This window comes from Bacillus sp. GB_SG_008, assembly GCF_052038115.1.
Taxonomy (GTDB): domain Bacteria; phylum Bacillota; class Bacilli; order Bacillales; family Bacillaceae_G; genus Bacillus_A; species Bacillus_A rhizoplanae.
Genome location: NZ_JBPZSK010000005.1, coordinates 246,049 through 263,252 on the forward strand (window position 1 = coordinate 246,049; position 17,204 = coordinate 263,252).

Consider the following 17,204-nt stretch of genomic DNA (forward strand, 5'->3'; position numbering starts at 1 on the left):
TATAAACGTCTGCGTAACCCACCTTTAATTGTTCTCGCAACTGCTTGTTTTCGCCTTCCAACATCTTAATGCAATGATGGCAACTTTGTAGTTATCGTCCATCTCACGTTCTTTTTCATGAAATAGTTTTTGGGAAAAATAATCGTCTGGCATAATATGTCCAACGTTGTTATAACCTGCTACTAAAATAAATTTTGTTAAAAAAATCATATTTTGTTCATGCCCTTTTTCGTATGGGATAAAAAATCGTTTATATTTTACTTCTGTACACTTTTTTTCAGTCATATAGTAATAGCAATTGATAGGATGGAGTTGAACGCCTTGAAAAAAGTGCTGTTTCTCGGAGATCCTGGTATTGATGATTCATTAGCAATCATGTATGGGTTATTACATCCTGATATTGATATTGTTGGTGTTGTAACAGGATATGGAAATGTTACTCAGGAGCAGGCGACGAGTAATGCGGCTTATTTATTGCAAATAGCTGGAAGAGAAGATATTCCAATTATTAATGGGGCAAAAATTCCTTTATCAGGAGAATTTATAACATACTATCCAGAAATACATGGACCAGAAGGCTTAGGTCCTATTCGTCCACCTGAAACGATTAAAGCGAATGTGAAACCGTTTTGTGAGATATTTGAGATTATTAAAAGATATAAAGGAGAGCTTATTATTGTTGATGCGGGCCGTTCGACAAGCTTAGCAACGGCTTTTATTTTAGAGAAAGAATTGATGAAAAGCGTAAAAGAGTATTACATAATGGGTGGGGCATTTCTTGTTCCAGGAAATGTTACCCCTGTTGCAGAAGCAAATTTTCACGGAGATGCGATTGCTTCAAATTTAGTAATGCAATATGCTGAGAACGTTTCATTAATTCCGCTGAACGTAACAAATGGAGCAGTCATTACTCCTGATACTGTTACATATATTACAAAGAATACAAAAATAAATTTTAATAAATTAATCGAACCAATTTTTAATTATTACTATAAAGCCTATAAAAAATTAAATCCGAACATAGCTGGAAGTCCAATTCATGATGTTGTAACAATGATGGCTGTTGTTAATCCTTCCTTGATAGAATATGTATATCGTCGTGTTCAAGTTGATATTGATGGTCTTGCAAAAGGTGAAAGTATTGCCGACTTTAGACCACAGCCAAGGGCAGAAGCGATGAAAAAATGGGTGAGGATTGGCTGGAAGTTACATTATAAAAAATTTCTTGAAGATTTTATTCGGGTTATGACGTAGACAGTATGCAAGTTTACAAGTTACAATAGAGGCGATCTTTTCATAGATCGCCTCTATTGTTTTGCGAATGAATTATATATAATAGATTACAAGACAAAGTTTAGGAGAGGAATTCCATTTGAGGAAAATAGGATTATGTATAGCAATACTTTGTTTATTCGTATTTATTATCTCAGGTAATTTTTTTGTGAAAAAAGTATGGAGTTCAAACTATGATGATGCACAATATGTTGCGTCATTTGTAGAAGAAAATAAAGATCAAAAAAACAGCGCATTGCTAGTGAAACGAAATGATAAATTGGTATATTCTATAAACCCTAATGTTGTATTACCTGTAGCGAGTACGATGAAGCTCATTGTAGCGTTGGAGTTTACAAAACAAGTAGGGGAAGGGAAAATTGATCCAAATGAGCTTGTGTCGATGGACGATATTAATCGTTATTACGTTCCAAAGACGGATGGCGGTGCTCATGAGAGATGGCAAAATGTTTTAATGAAAAAAGGACTTATTGAAGAAAATGCAGTTACGTTAGAACAAGTAGCAAGGGGAATGATGAAATTTAGCTCAAATGCAAATACAGAATATTTAATGGAGCGCCTTGGTATAGAGAATATTAATGAAAATATAAATAAATTAGGATTACCATCACACCAGCCATTATTCCCAATTGTTTCATCTTTATATATTCCAGGCTATTTATACAAAGAATTACATGTTCCAAAGCAACAATTAGCGCATACGTTAAGAACGATGCCGCAAGAAGAATATTGTCGTTATGCGATGTTAATACATGAGCGTTTAAAACAAAAAGGTCTGCAGCTGCAAAATGAAATTCCGCTTTTCTTGGGAGAAAAGTACGACAAAATTTGGTCAGATAGACTCCCGGCTGCTTCTGCAAATGACTATATGATTTTATTAGAGAAAGCAAACCATCAAAAAGGTTTCACAAAAGAGGAAGAAAAAGAATGGTCACAACTTGTGGAATCAGATATGCAAGGGAAAAAGTATCGTCAACATTTTCGACATGCAGGTCAAAAAAATGGGTATACACCATGGTCTTTGTCTAAAGCTGTATATGCAACAGACAAACATGGAAACTGCACAGAAATTGTCTTTTTGGCGAATAATGTAAATGAGGAAGACAGTGCTGAATTACGTAAACATTTACTTAATTTGCATTTTCAAATATTGCAAAGTGATAAATATAAAGCAACTGTTATTAAGTAAAACCGATGTGTATGCATCGGTTTTTTTCTTTGGATAAACACATTTTTTTAGTAGCTGGGTATGATGATTAATAATCAATAAGCGAGAGGAGCTATTTGAAATGCGGGAGGGAAGCGAGGAGTTTTTACAGCGAGAAGGTGTAGTCTTTCCAGGGAGAACATATGCTGATTATATATTACAACATATATTCTGTTTTCAGCGGAATTATTTATTGGATGACATGTTTCGTATTCACCATGCACATGTCATTATGTTGCAGGAGGAAGGTTTGCTACAAAAACAAAATGCTAAGCAGATTGTAGCGGCGGTAGAAAAAGTAAAAACTGTCCCATTAGACGAGCTAGTATACAGCAAAGAGTATGAAGATCTCTTTTTTTTAGTTGAGCATCTGATTCAACAAGAAGCAGACAGTGATATTGTTAGCAATATGCACATTGGGCGAAGCCGAAATGATATGGGGGTGGCGATGTATCGTATGAGCTTACGACGTTATCTCCTACAATACATCGAGCATTTTATGCTACTGCAAGAGAGTATTCTAGAGCGAGCTGAGGAGCACATGGAAACGATTATGCCAGCATATACACATACACAACCAGCGCAGCCAACAACATTTGGTCATTATCTGCTTGCTATTTATGATGTGATGCAACGTGATGCGGAGCGATTATGGAACGCTTATCATATTGTAAATCAATCTCCTTTAGGAGCAGCGGCGCTTGCTACAACTAGTTTTCCAATTAATCGAAAGCGCGTTGCGGATCTTCTTGGTTTTTCGAAGGTAATTGAAAATTCATACGACGCGATTGCAAGTACAGATTATTTATTAGAAACAAGCGGCGCGCTTATGATAATGATGACAAATATAAGTAGATGGCTTCAAGACTTTTTATTATTAGCTACGAAAGAGTACAACGGTATTACAATTGCAAATCCCTATGTGCAAATTAGTAGTATTATGCCGCAAAAACGCAATCCAGTATCAATTGAACATGCAAGGTCTCTTGCGAGTAGCGCTTGGGGAGAAGCATTTACTGTTTTTCAAATGATTCATAATACACCGTTTGGAGATATTGTCGATACAGAAGATGATTTACAGCCCCATTTATATGAAGGATTTGAGAAAGCGCTTCGAGTTATTTGTGTAATGAATGCAGTAGTGCGTACGATGACAGTTGAAAAGGAAATATTACAAAGTCGTGCAAAAAAGCATGCAATTACGATAACTGAATTAGCTGATACATTAACTCGGCAGTATGATGTTCCATTTCGCCGTGCTCATTATACAGCAAGCTATATAGCTAAACTTTCAGAAGAACAGAAAAAAGATTTACACGAACTAAATATTGTCGACATTAATATGTATTTACAAAAGGAATTACAGGTTGTATTAACAAAAGAGGAGTGGAGTGAAATAATTTCACCGCATTCGTTTGTTGCAAAGCGAAATGTATACGGTGGACCGAGCCTGCAGCAAATGCAGCGAATGATTAAAGAGAGAAAAGAAAATGTTTCAAAGCAGGAAGAGCGGCTAGAGAATGTGAAGGAACAACTTGCTGAAGCTGAAAAACAAGTCAATAAACTTGTTGCAACTATCATTCATTCATAAAATAAAGAAGGATTTAACTTATAAATCGCTAATATATCACTATATATTTCGAAAGAAAGAAGAGATTATAGTGATACGACTAAATGTATATACGAATTTTGTACAATTTAAAAATGATATTCTACCTTTTTTAGAAACGTATGAGCAAGAGAATAATTTAATATTAGGTGTGTTACGGTCCTCGCAGCTTCCCTTATTTATGGCAACGGCTACAAAAGAGGGAGAGCTTGTATTCGTTATGCTTCAAACGCATCATCAGCAAGCCATTGTAGCAAAGTCTGCGCCTTTAGAAAAGGATGATATAAGAGAAATTGCACAACAACTAGCGATTGCATATCCTGATGTGCCCGGATTAATTGGAGAAAAACAGATGGTAGAGTGTTTAGCAGAACAACTTGCGGATTTTCAAAATAAATCGATTCAAATCAAAATGAAGCAAGGGGTATATGGGTTAAAGTATGTAAAGAAGAGAGCCGGAAATAATGGGGTTTTCCGTCGAATAGAATTAAAAGAACAAGGTTTGATTGAAGATTGGATATATTGTTTTTGTGAAGAAGTAAATTTAGCAATTACAAGGGAAGAAGCGGTGCATACTGCTGCTGAATTAATTGAAAGTCAGCGCTTGTTCGGATGGGAAATGAAAGGACAGTTAGTTTCGATGGCAGCTATTACAAGACCGACGAAACGTAATGTCACAATTAATTTTGTATATACTCCGAAGATAGAACGGAAAAAAGGTTATGCTTTAAACTGTGTATCAGCACTCAGTCAATATATGTTAGACAATGGGTATGCGACGACCTCATTATATACTGATCTAGCTAATCCTACATCTAACAAAATCTATCAAGAAATTGGTTATGAACTAATTATGGAGTCAGTTCTATTATTTTTAAAATCTAAACAATAGAAAAACTCGCTACTAGCGAGTTTTTTAATTTTCATCAATGCGTACAATGCCGCCTTGCTGAAAGTTATCTGTTTCTAATAAATCAATAACGGCTTTTGCTACATAATTTGGTGAAAGTAAATGGTCATCTTCTTTCAAGGCTAAGAAACGGTCTACATTAATAAAGTCTTCTTTTGATGTTTGTCTAATTTCTGTTTGCATCTCTGTATCTACAACACCTGGCGCAAAAGAAATAATTTTTACAGGATATCCTTTATCGGTTTCTTCTGCTGCAATACATTTTGTGAACATATTAATACCAGCTTTGGCGGTGCAGTATGCTCCCCAGCCAAAGTATGGTTTTTGTCCAGCACCAGAAGAGATGTTAATGATACGTTTGTCTATATTCCAGTCTTTCGTATGTTTCATAAAGGCTGAAGAAAGTAACATGGGAGCTACTAAATTTACATGGACATTTGCAATTAATTGCTCACTTTCTGAACGCTCAATTGGTTTCATTGGTGCTAACATACCGGCGTTATTAATAAGGTGAATAGAAGAAACGGTTTTTACATCAATGTTCGAAAAGATACTTGCCATCAATGATTCAATTTGATGAATCTCTTGTAGATCAAACGAATAAAAATCAAACGGAATATTAAGAGGTTGTGCTTGTTCAATAAGTTGTTCGTTTTGTTTACGTGATATAGAGATGAGTTTCGTTTCTTGTTCTAATAATTGTGTAGCAATTGCTTCACCTAATCCTCGGGAAGTTCCTGTTAATATTACATAACGCATATATCTAAATCTCCTTTCATTATATATGTAATAGTATAAGATATTCTTTTTTAATACGCGAAAATAAAGTGAAGCTTCCATCAGTGGGGGTCTTACTGCTCGTTAATGCGGGATAAACTAAACTGAACGGAATTAATGCGTCTACATACAATAGAGTAATAATGTATTATTTCGAGGAGGAGTAGGTATGTACTATGCAACCCCTAACTCATATAATCATTTATATCGGGTATATGAGGGAACGTATAACCAAGTATCACAAGCTATTTTAGAAGCTATTAAAGGCGAAGCTGCTGCGATTGATTTTTATAGTCGGCTTGTAAAGGAAGCACCAAATGCAAGACATAAAAAAGATATTTTACACGCATTAGAAGACGAAAAAGTACATTTACAACAATTTATACAATTGTTTACAACACTAACTGGACAGCAGCCAACGTATCAAGTGGTGCAAACTCAATATTCTTCTTATAAAGAAGGATTAGAACGTGCATATGAAGATGAACTAGAAGCGTATGAAGATTATCGAAATGCTTATTTATTAACGCAAAACTTAGCCGTTCGAGATGTTTTCTTTCGGGCGATGACAGATGAAATAGAGCATGCAATGCGCTTTGGTTTTTTATTATCTTCTTTATCATAACTTAAGGATACTAGACAATTTTGTCTAGTTTTTTTCTTGCCATCGCATTCGTAAAAATACATCTATGAAAATTCATAATTTATGTGTATCAATAAAAAGATTGACAGTACCTTCTGATTTCAGTATTGTATTCAAGTATGTGTTTAAATCAGGAGGGTTTTATGGAAAAGCAAACTACACATCATGTGAAAATGACAACAGCAGATCCGTCTGCACTTGGCTTATTTGGACTTGCAATGGTTACACTTGTTGCGTCCTCACAAAAACTGGGCTTAACAAGTGGCATCTCATTTGTAGTGCCATGGGCAATCTTTTTAGGAGGTTTTGCTCAATTATTTGCATGCATTAACGATGCAAAGCATAACAATACATTCGGTACAACTGCGTTTGGTGGATTTGCATTGTTTTGGTTTGGCGTTGGGACTTCATGGTTAATTCAACTTGGAGTATTTGGTGAAAAATTAGCAGCAACTGTGGATCCAAAGCAACTTGGAGTAGCATTTGTTGGTTACTTAATTTTCAGCTTATTTATGACAATTGGCGCAATGGAAACACATAAAGTATTATTTATGATTTTTGTACTTATTGATTTCTTATTTATTGGTCTTTCATTTAGTACTTTAGGTGTTATGCCACATGCGATGCATAAATTAGCAGCAATTTCTGAAATGCTTATTTCACTGCTTTCATTCTATGGATCAGCAGCTGCAGTATTAAATACGCACTTCGGAAAAGTTGTATTACCTGTTGGTAAGCCATTTGGTATCTTCAAAAAATAAAACATAGCAGCATGAATGAAACAGAAAAAAGCAGTTAAGTATCTGTAAGATACTTAACTGCTTTTTGTTTCGTTAGAAGCAACAGCGGATGTTCCTGTAACTTCCGCAATCTTTGAAGCTTCAGCTACGTGACCATCAATTGTTACATCCACTTTTTGATTGTTATTGGCAGTTACAACCCAGCAGTTCGGAAGATAACGAGACTTATGAGATAAAGTGGAAGGGATGTTTAATATATCTCCTAAGGCATACATAGTTGCAGAAGAACCACCATCCATAGCCATCGCGTTTTCAGCGCCCTCGTCATATAAAAGATCCTGACAATCTTTTAAAGAAGCGCCAATGCTGTGAGGTTGTCTACCATCTACGATAAGAAACATAATTGAGCCATCTTTTTTTTGAGCCATAATGCTTCGTGGACCATATCCCCAGCCTCCATCATTTGTAAGCATTTTTTCGCCATTTACGATAAGTTGGGGCATAAAACCAGCTGCAGAAACAACATTTTTATTCAGCAATTGCTGTGCAGAGTAATCACCTGTTACCATTTGTCCATATTTTGTTAAGCCGGTAATAATAGTCGGTGAATTTATATCTTTTGGTGTATGGATGACTTGTCCGTTCTCGATAACAATGCCTAGCCCCTCTTTTCCGCCCCCATGTCCCGTTTCATCTGAAAATCCACTTGCATTTACTGCAGTAATTGCGTGATTTCGCTTCGCCATCACGTAAATTTTTTCACCAACATCGCTACCTTGTGTACCTTGCTGTGTTACAAGTTTTACATTAAGAGGATTGCTAATTGTCATGAGCTTGCCTTCAAAATAATGATCCGCGTATTTTTTTTGAATGGTTTCGATTTTTATATGAAGCGGCATATGTTTTTTCGCTTCTAATTGCTGTTTTGAAAGTTTCTGAAAGCCAAGAGATTGGCTGTTTTTCCACTTTGGATTATTAATGGAATTTGAAATATCATCCAGTTCTTGTTGTGATAAAAAGGTAAATTTTGCTAAATCGCGGTGTTGCGAAGTTAGAATACTTTCCGCAGCAATTACACGCAATTTATGTCCATACGGAGTACCAAACAAAATACCAGCACCAATTAAAATGGAAATAAGTAATAAAATGGAAGATACCTTAATCACTTTTGTTAGATATTTTTTCATTCTGAAAACTCCTCTTATATAATTCATTCTTTAGTTTTTTGTATGAGAAATTCGTTTTTTTATTTGATTTGTTTATTTACAATAGAATGATATGAATAATTTGACAAGAGGTAAATATGAATGTATATCGTTAAATTACGATAAAAACGGTCAGATTAATAGCGACTGAATGAAAAAATAGTGAGCGGCTGGCACATTAATAACAAGAATGAGCATTATGTGGTGGGAGAACAGGAACAAAGACATGTAAGATAATTCAATAGAAAAAATAAAGAAGTGAAAGGTATTAAACCAGCCAATTGATGAAGTTACGAAAAAACATGAAATAAACATTTGCTTTTATTCTAATAAAGGTGTATAGTGATATTAAACCATTTTACTTTTAATACCATAGAGATTTAAATAAGCTGTAACTTAAGAGGGGATAGCAATGTTAAATCTTCTCTGGGTTGCAGTTTTTTAATGTCTAATTATTATTTGTAAAGTGGTTGAAAATGGACATGTACATGAATGTACATATTTTAGGAGGATTTTTTCATGCAAAACGGTAAAGTAAAATGGTTTAACGCTGACAAAGGTTTCGGTTTCATCGAAGTTGAAGGTGGAGAAGACGTATTCGTTCACTTCTCAGCTATCCAAGGCGACGGCTTCAAGACTTTAGAAGAAGGTCAAGAAGTTACTTTCGAAGTTGAACAAGGTAACCGTGGACCACAAGCTACTAACGTAACTAAAAAGTAATCGAAATGAAAGAGAAGGGAATCCCCTTCTCTTTTTTTAGTACCCTAAAATAGAGAATATTTGCGATATTGTATTGTTAATACATATTAGAGATTGGGGATATAATGTTAAGAAGAGATAAGGAAGAGGTATGTAGTATGTATGAACCAAAATATTATATTGTATTTGATATTGAGCGGAATTTTAGACCTTACCAATCAGATGCTCCAACGGAAATTGTTGATATTGGAGCTATTAAGATTGAAGCAAGTACAATGAGCATTATCGAGTTTTTCTCTTCGTTAGTGAAACCATCGGCATCTATATCTCGTCATACAACAAAATTAACAGGAATTACAAAGCAAGATGTAAAAGGTGTAGAAAAATTTCCTAAGGTAATTGAGAGATTTCGTGAGTTTGTTGGAGAAGATTATATGTTTGTAACGTGGGGGAAAGAAGATTACGGATTTCTAACGGAAGATTGTGTACGATACAATGTGGAATGCCTTGATCTTGGGAAGGAAAGAAGATTTGATTTACAGAGATTTGTATTTCATGCATATAAAGAATTATTCCTAAATCCACCAAGTTTGAAACTTGCAGTGGCACAATTGGCTTTAGAATGGGAAGGAAAACAGCACCGTGCCTTCTCGGATGCCAAGAACACCGCGAATATATTTCTCACAGCGGCTAAGCAAAAGGATATTCATAAACGATACAAGAGAAATGTGGAACTCATACTCGTAAAAAATGGCTCTTTAACTGATAAGGGTAAAAAGAAAATGAAAAGATGGGTATTTAAAGAGGTAAAGAAAAACGGAAATTCTCACTTGACATGGGATACATTCATAAATAGTAAGACATGGGAGAATGTATCTGATCAATATCATTTCAATCGTACGACCTTACTACTGTTACAAAATTACTTCAATACTGCTTTGAAGAAAGCTAAACAGCAACTTCAAGTATTGGCTGCAATGAATAATAATAATCAAGGGAATAAAACATAATAGAATTTATAAGAAGAGCGGGAATTCTGGGATAGTATTCCCGTGAAGGCGACGGTAAAAGAAATGGCATTATGATTTGCTATAGAAGGAATTTTTCCCTCCGTTAATGCGAGATAAACATGCACATTAAGACCAAAGGACAAGAAAAACCTAATACATCCCCATCATACAGATTTTTCATATCGATACAAAAGGATAGAAATGTAAATTTGTGAAGATAACAACTCCTATTGTTATCTTCGATAATGAAAAGTTGCTCCTTCTTGAATCTAAGAATAACCCACAAATGATAAGCTGTAAAATACTCATCCATACTATGAACTGTAGAAAATCTCCATTCAATGAACGCAGCAATTGAATAAATAATGAAAATGGCCCAGTAAATAAATGAATGGAGTGAAAGCGAAGAAATCTTCCTATTTATTTAAAATGAATGACCTTTTTAATTTTTGCTATATTATTTTTTCATGTATTTTAAAATAATATCTACTAAAAGAATATATGAATGGAATCAATTTATAAAAATAATATATTGGTCTAGGTTACATATGTAAGTGATGAATCATAGAATGTGAGATGATATATAAATTTACGAAATCTTAATGAAGGGACAATAAAATGAAAGCATACTTTAACAAAAGAAGAGTAAGTAGACGTGATGTGGAAAAATATAAGCTCATTGGGGATGGGAAGGATGGGGAAGTATATCAATTAACCAATGATAAATGCGTGAAAATATTTTTTCTGGAAGAAACTCAAAAAAAAGAGTTGAAAGCTTTGGTAATTGGACAATCATCACCTATTATTCCACGACTTTATGAATATGGAGAAAATTATATTGTTATGGAGTATATACATGGAATTTCACTTGCACGTCACTTGAAAAAAGAAAAAAAAATCACAGAAGAATTAGCCAGAAAAATATTAATAATGTTAAATGAATTAAAAAACCTAGGATTTACTAGATGGGACACGGAAGTGAGACATGTTTTAATAAATGAAGAAGGTCAGTTAAAGGTCATTGACCATAAGAGAGCTTTTACTTCAAATAGTAAGGTTCCTACTAAGTTATTAGAGGGGTTTAAAAAAATTGGACTAGCACAGGATTTTTTAAAGCATGTGAGGAATATACGGCCATCGATTTATAATAAATTGAGGGATTATCAGTAAAACGAAGTGTCTTGGATGATATATTATTGTTTTTGAATATTAAAACCACCGCTATGTTTTTGTTTTTCAGAATTTTCAGTTGGTAAGAATGCCATTAAAGGATAGGTACGGGGAATAATTACTAATATGTGCTTGGTTGGCAAGAGTTTTCCATCAGCGAGGATTAAAGGAACCTTCAGTGATGGGAAATTTTCTTTATCATATAAGGCAGAAGCATATAAATCTCAATAGATTATAAGGCTTGAATATTGCTTGTTAGTAATAAATAAAAGCGGGTTTTCCGCTAATGACGGTTTCTTTTTGCGGTATTAATCATAAATTAAGAAGTACAAGGAGTGAGAATACTAATGAAAGAGTGTATTTTAGTCATTGGCGCACATCCTGACGATGAGTTATTAGGATCTGGCGGAACTTTAAAAAGATTAGTAGATGAAGGACATCAGGTAATTTCAATTATTACTGCTCTAGGAAGAAAAGAGGAAGCTCATCACATACAGCACCTAGGTCGGTGTGCAAATAAGGCGATAGGTATTGAAGAAGTGATATTCCTCCAGAATGCTAATTTAGAATTGGAATTAATTCCACTGCATCAATTAACGAAAGAAATAGAACACTTAATACAGATTTATAAACCGAACAAAATCTTCACCCATCATTATGGAGATCTCAATATTGACCATCATATTACTTTTCAAGCGGTTTTAACTGCGACTCGACCTCTACCAAACCAACAACCGATAGAATTAATTACATTTGAAACCGTTTCCTCTAGTGAGTGGAATATCCACACGAATGATAAATCTTTCAAACCTAATTATTTTGTCAACATTACAAATCAAATGGATTCAAAGATTGCGGCACTCAAGCATTACGATGTAGAAATGAGAGATTTTCCTCATCCTCGTTCATACGAAGGAATTCAATATTTAGGAAGAGTTAGGGGAATGACGATTGGTGTACCATACGCCGAAGCGTTCGAAGTAGTAAGGAGGGTCTGGGAATGAAAATGAAACTTGAGTTTCCGTATCCCTATGTAATCAAATCATTGGATAAATATTTTGGAATTCGATCATTTTCAACACAAAAAAAGAAGAGTACAAAGCAAGAACGTTATACAAATACAGAGTCGAAGAGGTCTAAAAAGAAAAATCTTTCTATATTAATTGCTACGTTTTGGGACTATCCTCATACTGGAGGATTATCTAATTATATTACGGCACTTAGTGAAGGTTTAAGACAACAGGGACATCACGTCGACATTATCTCTCCTAATCAATTTTCTAAAAGCCGAGTAGAAAAGATGCGTGAATCGGTTGTTCCCGAATTAAAAAATTTTTTTAACACACGTTATGAAAATTATAATAGCACAATTGTTAGAAATCAAAGAAATATGTATATCTATGAAAAAATGTTACTTGATAATATTAACTTTAAAAAATATGATATCCTCCATGCGCAAGATTTGTTTACAGCTAATATATTAGGAAGAATTAACGAGTACTATGGGAAAAAATTATTATTTACCCCCCATGGAATGTATACTTTTAACCGGCTGAGGTTTGGCATATTTCAAAAAGGTTCGCTGGAAGAAGTCTATTATACAGTATTAGAAAAAAAGGCTATTGAATTTGCCAATCACCTTATTATTCTCAGTGATTCATTTCGGCGTCCATTAATGCAGTTGGGGGCAAAGCGAGAGAACATGACAACTGTGTTGACTGGCATTGATTATCCTGATAAGTATCATACAAAAAATACATCAGCGCATAAGAAACTCGTTATTACATGTGTCGCTAGATTAGGCCCAAGAAAAGGCCATAATGTATTACTTGACGCTCTTTCACAAATGGGAAGCAAATATACTGACAACGTTAAAGTGCTCATTGTCGGAGATGGTGAGATGAGAGACAAGTTAGAAGAACAAGTCGATGATTTGAATCTTTCCATGGTGGAGTTTTTAGGGGCAAGAGATGATGTGCCAGACATTTTAAGTAAAACTGATATTTTTGTACTTCCAACTTTAAATGACAGCCTGCCTATTTCTATTATTGAGGCTATGCATAGTGGGGTTTGTGTCATTTCCACACCATTAGGAGGTATACCTGAACTGATTAACCACTCTAAGACAGGTATCCTTGTTGATGCAGGAGATACAAATAAACTGGCACGCGCATTAAAATTCGCCATTGAAAATCAAAAAGCTCGAGAGCAGTTGGGTAAAAATGCAAGAGAGTTCGCTAAGAAGCATTTAACTAGAGAGACAATGGCAGCAAATATCGAAAAAATCTACAAAAAGTATTTAGGTGAGGAAGAACTCTATGAATCATGAACATGCAGCGGTTGTACTAGATTTAAGCGCTAATGGAATTGGAATTATTAGAAGCTTAGCGAGAAAAGGAATCAAGGTTTATGCATTTGATGTAGAGAAACCTTATAAAATAGGAAAATCACGCCTCGCTTCATGTGGAGTATGCCCAAGCCCTTTATCTGAAGAAAAGGAATTACTCACTTTTCTAATCAACTTGGCTAAAGAATTTAAATTGAAACCCATTTTGTATACAGGTGCGGATGATTATGTGGTATTCATTTCAAAATATCGAATGGAACTGTCTAACTACTATTTATTTTTGTTCCCTGAACATTCGTTGATTGAAGAAACACTGAATAAACATAAAATGTATGAACTGGCAGTCAAACATAATATTCCATGTCCTAAAACGTATGTGATTAAGAAGCAAGAACAATTGGAAGAAGCAATATTGAGCCTCGACTTCCCATGTATATTAAAGCCGGTTTTGGGGCATGAGTTTCGAAAAAAGATAAATCAAAAGGCCATTCTCATACAGAATCCAGACCAACTTAGAAATGAGTATAAATTGTATCGACAGCATGGAAAACTCATCCTTCAGGAACTCATTCCTGGCGACAATCAATGTTTTTATAAAGTTGCCACATTTTATGACGACAACATGGAGTTACTAGCGTTATTTTCTTTACAAAAAAATCATCAATTTCCAGCTGAATTTGGAACAGGAGCTCACATCGTTAGTAAACAAGTTCCAGAATTGGTGGATATATGCTTACCTTTTTTTGAAAATATTAACCTTAAAGGTATTGCTATGGCAGAGTTTAAAAAGGACCCTCGCGATGGTGTTTATAAGTTTATTGAAATAAACCCTCGCTTTTGGTTAACGCATAGTCTGACAGGGGCTGCCGGTATCGATTTTGTTTACATGTATTATTTATATTTAACCAAGCAAAATCCAGTGCCGAGACTTAAACAAATAGATGGTGTCAAATGGATCTATCTTGTGCGGTATTATTTAACATTCCGCCATAAGAAAAAAAGAGCTGAAATGACGTTTAAAGATTTTTATGAAGGGTTGCGAGGCAAAAAAGAGTTTGCTTTGTTTGCATGGGATGATCCAATGCCATTCATTAGAAGCACATGGTCTCATTTGATAAACGCCTGGAAACGAAAGCGAAAGGAATGAAAACATTGTACGAGGCAAAAACATTATCCTATCATTTTGAAAAGTTAAAAATTGCAGAAAAACTCTCTTATTCAATGGATAAGAGAGTTGTAATAGATTCCGATAAAATAGAGTGTTTAAAATCAACAAGAAGAAGTAGCATATACAAATTATTTATTCGAACAAAAGCTGATTACTATCCTATCATTTTAAAAATATATAATTCAGCAGATTACAAAAATGAAATAGAGATTAATATATATGATAGAGCTTATCCTATATTGAAAGAATTTCTTCCTAAAATATATCATATTGAACAAAATGGAAATGAAACTTGGATATTCATGGAATTTGTACGCCAAGTACGCGGTCAGATTACCTTCTCTCCGAAGCATTTTGACTACATTATCCCTACTGTTGCCAAACTTCACGCACACACATTTGAAGACAAGATTAAAAAGCATAAAGATGTTTGGGAATCTTGGCTCCCCATTTATGAATCGAGCCAAATGAGAAATGATCGAACAAAATACATTGGAAAGACGATTAATTTTCTTGATGATGCGATGAAAGACGACCGGTTAAGGGAGATCATTAAACCTTATTATAAATCTCTAGTAAAAATATGTAATAAGGGACCGGATTTTTTCCCCGAACTATTTAAAAATGGTTCATCGATAACGCATGGTGATCTTCATATGCAAAATATTTGCAGCAACAATGTGACACTAAATGCACCATGGAATATTCAATTTATTGATTGGGAGTCAGTTAAATATGCACCCGTCTGGTTTGATATGGTTGTTTTAGTTGAAATATTATTAGGTTTTAGAAAAGATTGGCAGAGCAATGCAGAAGAAATTCGTACACATTGTGTGGAATTCTATGCAAAAGAAATGAAGAAGAAGGGTATTAAATTTAAAACCGCTCCAATGGACCTTTATAAAATGGCATATTTGCAGAGAACATTAGAAAAAGGACTGCATACCCAGCTACGAAGAATATTTGATAATCGCGGCGGTGAGTTATTGCCGTATCACCTTGAAAAAATTTCAGCCTGGGGAAGAGAATTAGGCTTATAACATATATAAAACTTTCATCATTAGCTGAGTTAGGGGGAGATACTTCTGAATACAACACAGGAAGAGCAAAATGAATGTATTTGTCCCTTCCATGCGAGCCTGCTAAAAGTTATGGATGAATATTATCAAATAGATAGTAAAAAAAATTATGTAATCAAACCGTTTCAGACGTTTGGAATCAAAAAAGATAGTATACCAAGTAAAACGAAAAAATTAAAAATTCTTTATGTAACATTTTTAAAATATCCCAATACAGGGGGATTATCAAACTATATTACTTCCTTAAAAACAGGTTTTGAGAAGTATGGTCATGACGTAGATGTCATCTCTCCTACTCAAATGACAGCAGTTCATCTAGAACAAGACATTCCGCAGGCTGCTAAACATGCAAGGGATTTTATGTTACAACGATATGGTACAGCTAATGAAAAAATTATAAAAAACACGAGCTTTTTGAACGTGTTTAAGTCTTTCTTAAGGGAAAAAAAGCTAGAACAATATGATGTGTTTCATGCGCAAGATTTATTTGCTGTCTTTTTATTAGGACAACTAAATCTAGAATATAAGAAACCTCTTTTTTTTACACCGCATGGGCATTTTACAGAAAGTCGATTAAAATTCGATAAAATAAAAAAAGGATCAATTGAAGAAGCGTATTTTAGTGAAATTGAAAAACAGGGAATAAGAGCATCCGATCAAATCATAACGATCAGCAATTCCTTTCATTCTCCTTTAAAAGAATACGGGGCAAAGGCAGAACAATTGATTACTGTTCATACAGGTATACCTTTTCATCAAAATTCTATATCTAAACAGAAGTGTAATGATAACCTTGTAATTTCCTGTGTTTCTCGTCTTTCTCCTAGAAAAGGCCATGACATCTTTTTGAAAGCGCTCTCGCAAATTCAAAAAGATTTGTCTAATGTAGAGGTATGGATTGTTGGTGATGGTGTTATGAGAGAAAGATTAGAAAACCAAGTGCTACAACTGGGTCTCGATAATATTAGGTTCTTTGGTAGAAGAATAGATATACCAGAAATTCTTTCCTCTTCTGTAATCTATGTGTTACCTACCATTAACGATAATTTTCCTATTTCAGTTATTGAAGCTATGTTTTCTCGTCAAGCTATTATTACAACAAATTGCGGTGGCATACCAGAAATGATTCAAAACGGAAAAACAGGGATCATTTGTGACCCAGGCAATGTGCAACAACTTTCCGATGCTCTTAAATTGCTTTTAAGCAATAAGAGTCTTCGTGAACGATTAGGAAGAGAGGCTCAGGCCTATTCACGACAACATCTAACTCAAGATGTGATGGTCTCAAAGATAGAAAAAATCTATCACTCTTTTATGAGCGATATGTAGAATCTGTATTGAATGCCT

General features: G+C 34.5%; 18 protein-coding genes. 14 read left to right on the forward strand and 4 right to left on the reverse strand.

All coding sequences use genetic code 11. The features are described from left to right. Nucleotides 1-24 precede the first annotated feature (24 nt). Nucleotides 25-210, reverse strand: coding sequence for a hypothetical protein (locus ACTDJC_RS15040; protein WP_218007851.1), 186 nt, complete (start codon nt 208-210; stop codon nt 25-27). Nucleotides 211-306: 96 nt separating this feature from the next. Between ACTDJC_RS15040 and ACTDJC_RS15045 the strand changes: the two genes are divergently transcribed. From ACTDJC_RS15045 to ACTDJC_RS15060, 4 genes are all read left to right on the forward strand, one after another. Next, entirely contained in the window at nt 307-1,254 is a 948-nt protein-coding gene (locus ACTDJC_RS15045) for a nucleoside hydrolase (RefSeq protein WP_440603890.1), read from the forward strand. Nucleotides 1,255-1,381: 127 nt separating this feature from the next. After that, nucleotides 1,382-2,482: a serine hydrolase gene (locus ACTDJC_RS15050; RefSeq protein WP_440604009.1), complete on the forward strand. Its 1,101-nt coding sequence runs from the start codon at nt 1,382-1,384 to the stop codon at nt 2,480-2,482. Between the two features lie 100 nt (nt 2,483-2,582). Beyond that, nucleotides 2,583-4,091 (forward strand): argininosuccinate lyase, encoded by a 1,509-nt coding sequence (gene argH, locus ACTDJC_RS15055; RefSeq protein ID WP_440603891.1) that lies wholly within the window; start codon nt 2,583-2,585, stop codon nt 4,089-4,091. 70 nt (nt 4,092-4,161) lie between these two features. Beyond that, nucleotides 4,162-5,001, forward strand: coding sequence for a GNAT family N-acetyltransferase (locus ACTDJC_RS15060; RefSeq protein ID WP_098309877.1), 840 nt, complete (start codon nt 4,162-4,164; stop codon nt 4,999-5,001). A 24-nt stretch (nt 5,002-5,025) separates the two neighbouring features. Here the strand turns inward: ACTDJC_RS15060 and ACTDJC_RS15065 are convergent, their stop codons facing one another. Next, entirely contained in the window at nt 5,026-5,778 is a 753-nt protein-coding gene (locus tag ACTDJC_RS15065; protein WP_440603892.1) for a (S)-benzoin forming benzil reductase, read from the reverse strand. Between the two features lie 187 nt (nt 5,779-5,965). Here ACTDJC_RS15065 and ACTDJC_RS15070 point away from each other — a divergent pair, with 187 nt between their 5' ends. Further along, nucleotides 5,966-6,421 (forward strand): ferritin family protein, encoded by a 456-nt coding sequence (locus ACTDJC_RS15070; protein WP_098309875.1) that lies wholly within the window; start codon nt 5,966-5,968, stop codon nt 6,419-6,421. 161 nt (nt 6,422-6,582) lie between these two features. Then, complete coding sequence (locus ACTDJC_RS15075) at nt 6,583-7,200, forward strand: acetate uptake transporter (protein WP_098309874.1); 618 nt, start codon at nt 6,583-6,585, stop codon at nt 7,198-7,200. A 53-nt stretch (nt 7,201-7,253) separates the two neighbouring features. On the opposite strand, the gene ACTDJC_RS15080 is transcribed toward ACTDJC_RS15075, so the two are convergent. Beyond that, nucleotides 7,254-8,366, reverse strand: a complete 1,113-nt coding sequence (locus ACTDJC_RS15080) for a phosphodiester glycosidase family protein (protein ID WP_440603893.1) — start codon at nt 8,364-8,366, stop codon at nt 7,254-7,256. A gap of 537 nt (nt 8,367-8,903) precedes the next feature. Between ACTDJC_RS15080 and cspD the strand changes: the two genes are divergently transcribed. Beyond that, nucleotides 8,904-9,104 (forward strand): cold-shock protein CspD, encoded by a 201-nt coding sequence (cspD, locus tag ACTDJC_RS15085; RefSeq protein ID WP_035430809.1) that lies wholly within the window; start codon nt 8,904-8,906, stop codon nt 9,102-9,104. Between the two features lie 137 nt (nt 9,105-9,241). Further along, nucleotides 9,242-10,093 (forward strand): exonuclease, encoded by an 852-nt coding sequence (locus ACTDJC_RS15090; protein WP_440603894.1) that lies wholly within the window; start codon nt 9,242-9,244, stop codon nt 10,091-10,093. A 177-nt stretch (nt 10,094-10,270) separates the two neighbouring features. On the opposite strand, the gene ACTDJC_RS15095 is transcribed toward ACTDJC_RS15090, so the two are convergent. After that, nucleotides 10,271-10,513: a DUF1361 domain-containing protein gene (locus ACTDJC_RS15095; protein WP_429719621.1), complete on the reverse strand. Its 243-nt coding sequence runs from the start codon at nt 10,511-10,513 to the stop codon at nt 10,271-10,273. A 198-nt stretch (nt 10,514-10,711) separates the two neighbouring features. Between ACTDJC_RS15095 and ACTDJC_RS15100 the strand changes: the two genes are divergently transcribed. From ACTDJC_RS15100 to ACTDJC_RS15125, 6 genes are all read left to right on the forward strand, one after another. Then, nucleotides 10,712-11,263, forward strand: coding sequence for an AarF/UbiB family protein (locus tag ACTDJC_RS15100; protein WP_098309871.1), 552 nt, complete (start codon nt 10,712-10,714; stop codon nt 11,261-11,263). A 347-nt stretch (nt 11,264-11,610) separates the two neighbouring features. Further along, nucleotides 11,611-12,267, forward strand: coding sequence for a PIG-L deacetylase family protein (locus ACTDJC_RS15105; protein ID WP_440603895.1), 657 nt, complete (start codon nt 11,611-11,613; stop codon nt 12,265-12,267). Further along, nucleotides 12,264-13,592, forward strand: coding sequence for a glycosyltransferase family 4 protein (locus ACTDJC_RS15110; protein WP_440603896.1), 1,329 nt, complete (start codon nt 12,264-12,266; stop codon nt 13,590-13,592). Before ACTDJC_RS15105 ends, ACTDJC_RS15110 begins: the two co-directional genes overlap by 4 nt. Continuing rightward, nucleotides 13,582-14,757: a carboxylate--amine ligase gene (locus ACTDJC_RS15115; protein WP_440603897.1), complete on the forward strand. Its 1,176-nt coding sequence runs from the start codon at nt 13,582-13,584 to the stop codon at nt 14,755-14,757. Before ACTDJC_RS15110 ends, ACTDJC_RS15115 begins: the two co-directional genes overlap by 11 nt. A 5-nt stretch (nt 14,758-14,762) precedes the next feature. Further along, a complete protein-coding gene (locus tag ACTDJC_RS15120) occupies nt 14,763-15,818 on the forward strand; it encodes a phosphotransferase (RefSeq protein WP_440603898.1) in 1,056 nt (351 codons plus the stop codon). A 39-nt stretch (nt 15,819-15,857) separates the two neighbouring features. Then, nucleotides 15,858-17,186: a glycosyltransferase family 4 protein gene (locus ACTDJC_RS15125; RefSeq protein WP_440604010.1), complete on the forward strand. Its 1,329-nt coding sequence runs from the start codon at nt 15,858-15,860 to the stop codon at nt 17,184-17,186. Nucleotides 17,187-17,204: the final 18 nt, after the last annotated feature.

Excerpts from the sequence above, each read along its gene's own strand:
- ACTDJC_RS15090 (WP_440603894.1), top strand. The coding sequence starts at position 9,242 with ATGTATGAACCAAAATATTATATTGTATTTGATATTGAGCGGAATTTT.
- ACTDJC_RS15075 (WP_098309874.1), top strand. The coding sequence starts at position 6,583 with ATGGAAAAGCAAACTACACATCATGTGAAAATGACAACAGCAGATCCG.
- ACTDJC_RS15105 (WP_440603895.1), top strand. The coding sequence starts at position 11,611 with ATGAAAGAGTGTATTTTAGTCATTGGCGCACATCCTGACGATGAGTTA.
- ACTDJC_RS15100 (WP_098309871.1), top strand. The coding sequence starts at position 10,712 with ATGAAAGCATACTTTAACAAAAGAAGAGTAAGTAGACGTGATGTGGAA.
- ACTDJC_RS15040 (WP_218007851.1), bottom strand. The coding sequence starts at position 210 with ATGATTTTTTTAACAAAATTTATTTTAGTAGCAGGTTATAACAACGTT.
- cspD (WP_035430809.1), top strand. The coding sequence starts at position 8,904 with ATGCAAAACGGTAAAGTAAAATGGTTTAACGCTGACAAAGGTTTCGGT.
- ACTDJC_RS15070 (WP_098309875.1), top strand. The coding sequence starts at position 5,966 with ATGTACTATGCAACCCCTAACTCATATAATCATTTATATCGGGTATAT.
- ACTDJC_RS15115 (WP_440603897.1), top strand. The coding sequence starts at position 13,582 with ATGAATCATGAACATGCAGCGGTTGTACTAGATTTAAGCGCTAATGGA.
- argH (WP_440603891.1), top strand. The coding sequence starts at position 2,583 with ATGCGGGAGGGAAGCGAGGAGTTTTTACAGCGAGAAGGTGTAGTCTTT.
- ACTDJC_RS15110 (WP_440603896.1), top strand. The coding sequence starts at position 12,264 with ATGAAAATGAAACTTGAGTTTCCGTATCCCTATGTAATCAAATCATTG.
- ACTDJC_RS15080 (WP_440603893.1), bottom strand. The coding sequence starts at position 8,366 with ATGAAAAAATATCTAACAAAAGTGATTAAGGTATCTTCCATTTTATTA.
- ACTDJC_RS15045 (WP_440603890.1), top strand. The coding sequence starts at position 307 with ATGGAGTTGAACGCCTTGAAAAAAGTGCTGTTTCTCGGAGATCCTGGT.
- ACTDJC_RS15065 (WP_440603892.1), bottom strand. The coding sequence starts at position 5,778 with ATGCGTTATGTAATATTAACAGGAACTTCCCGAGGATTAGGTGAAGCA.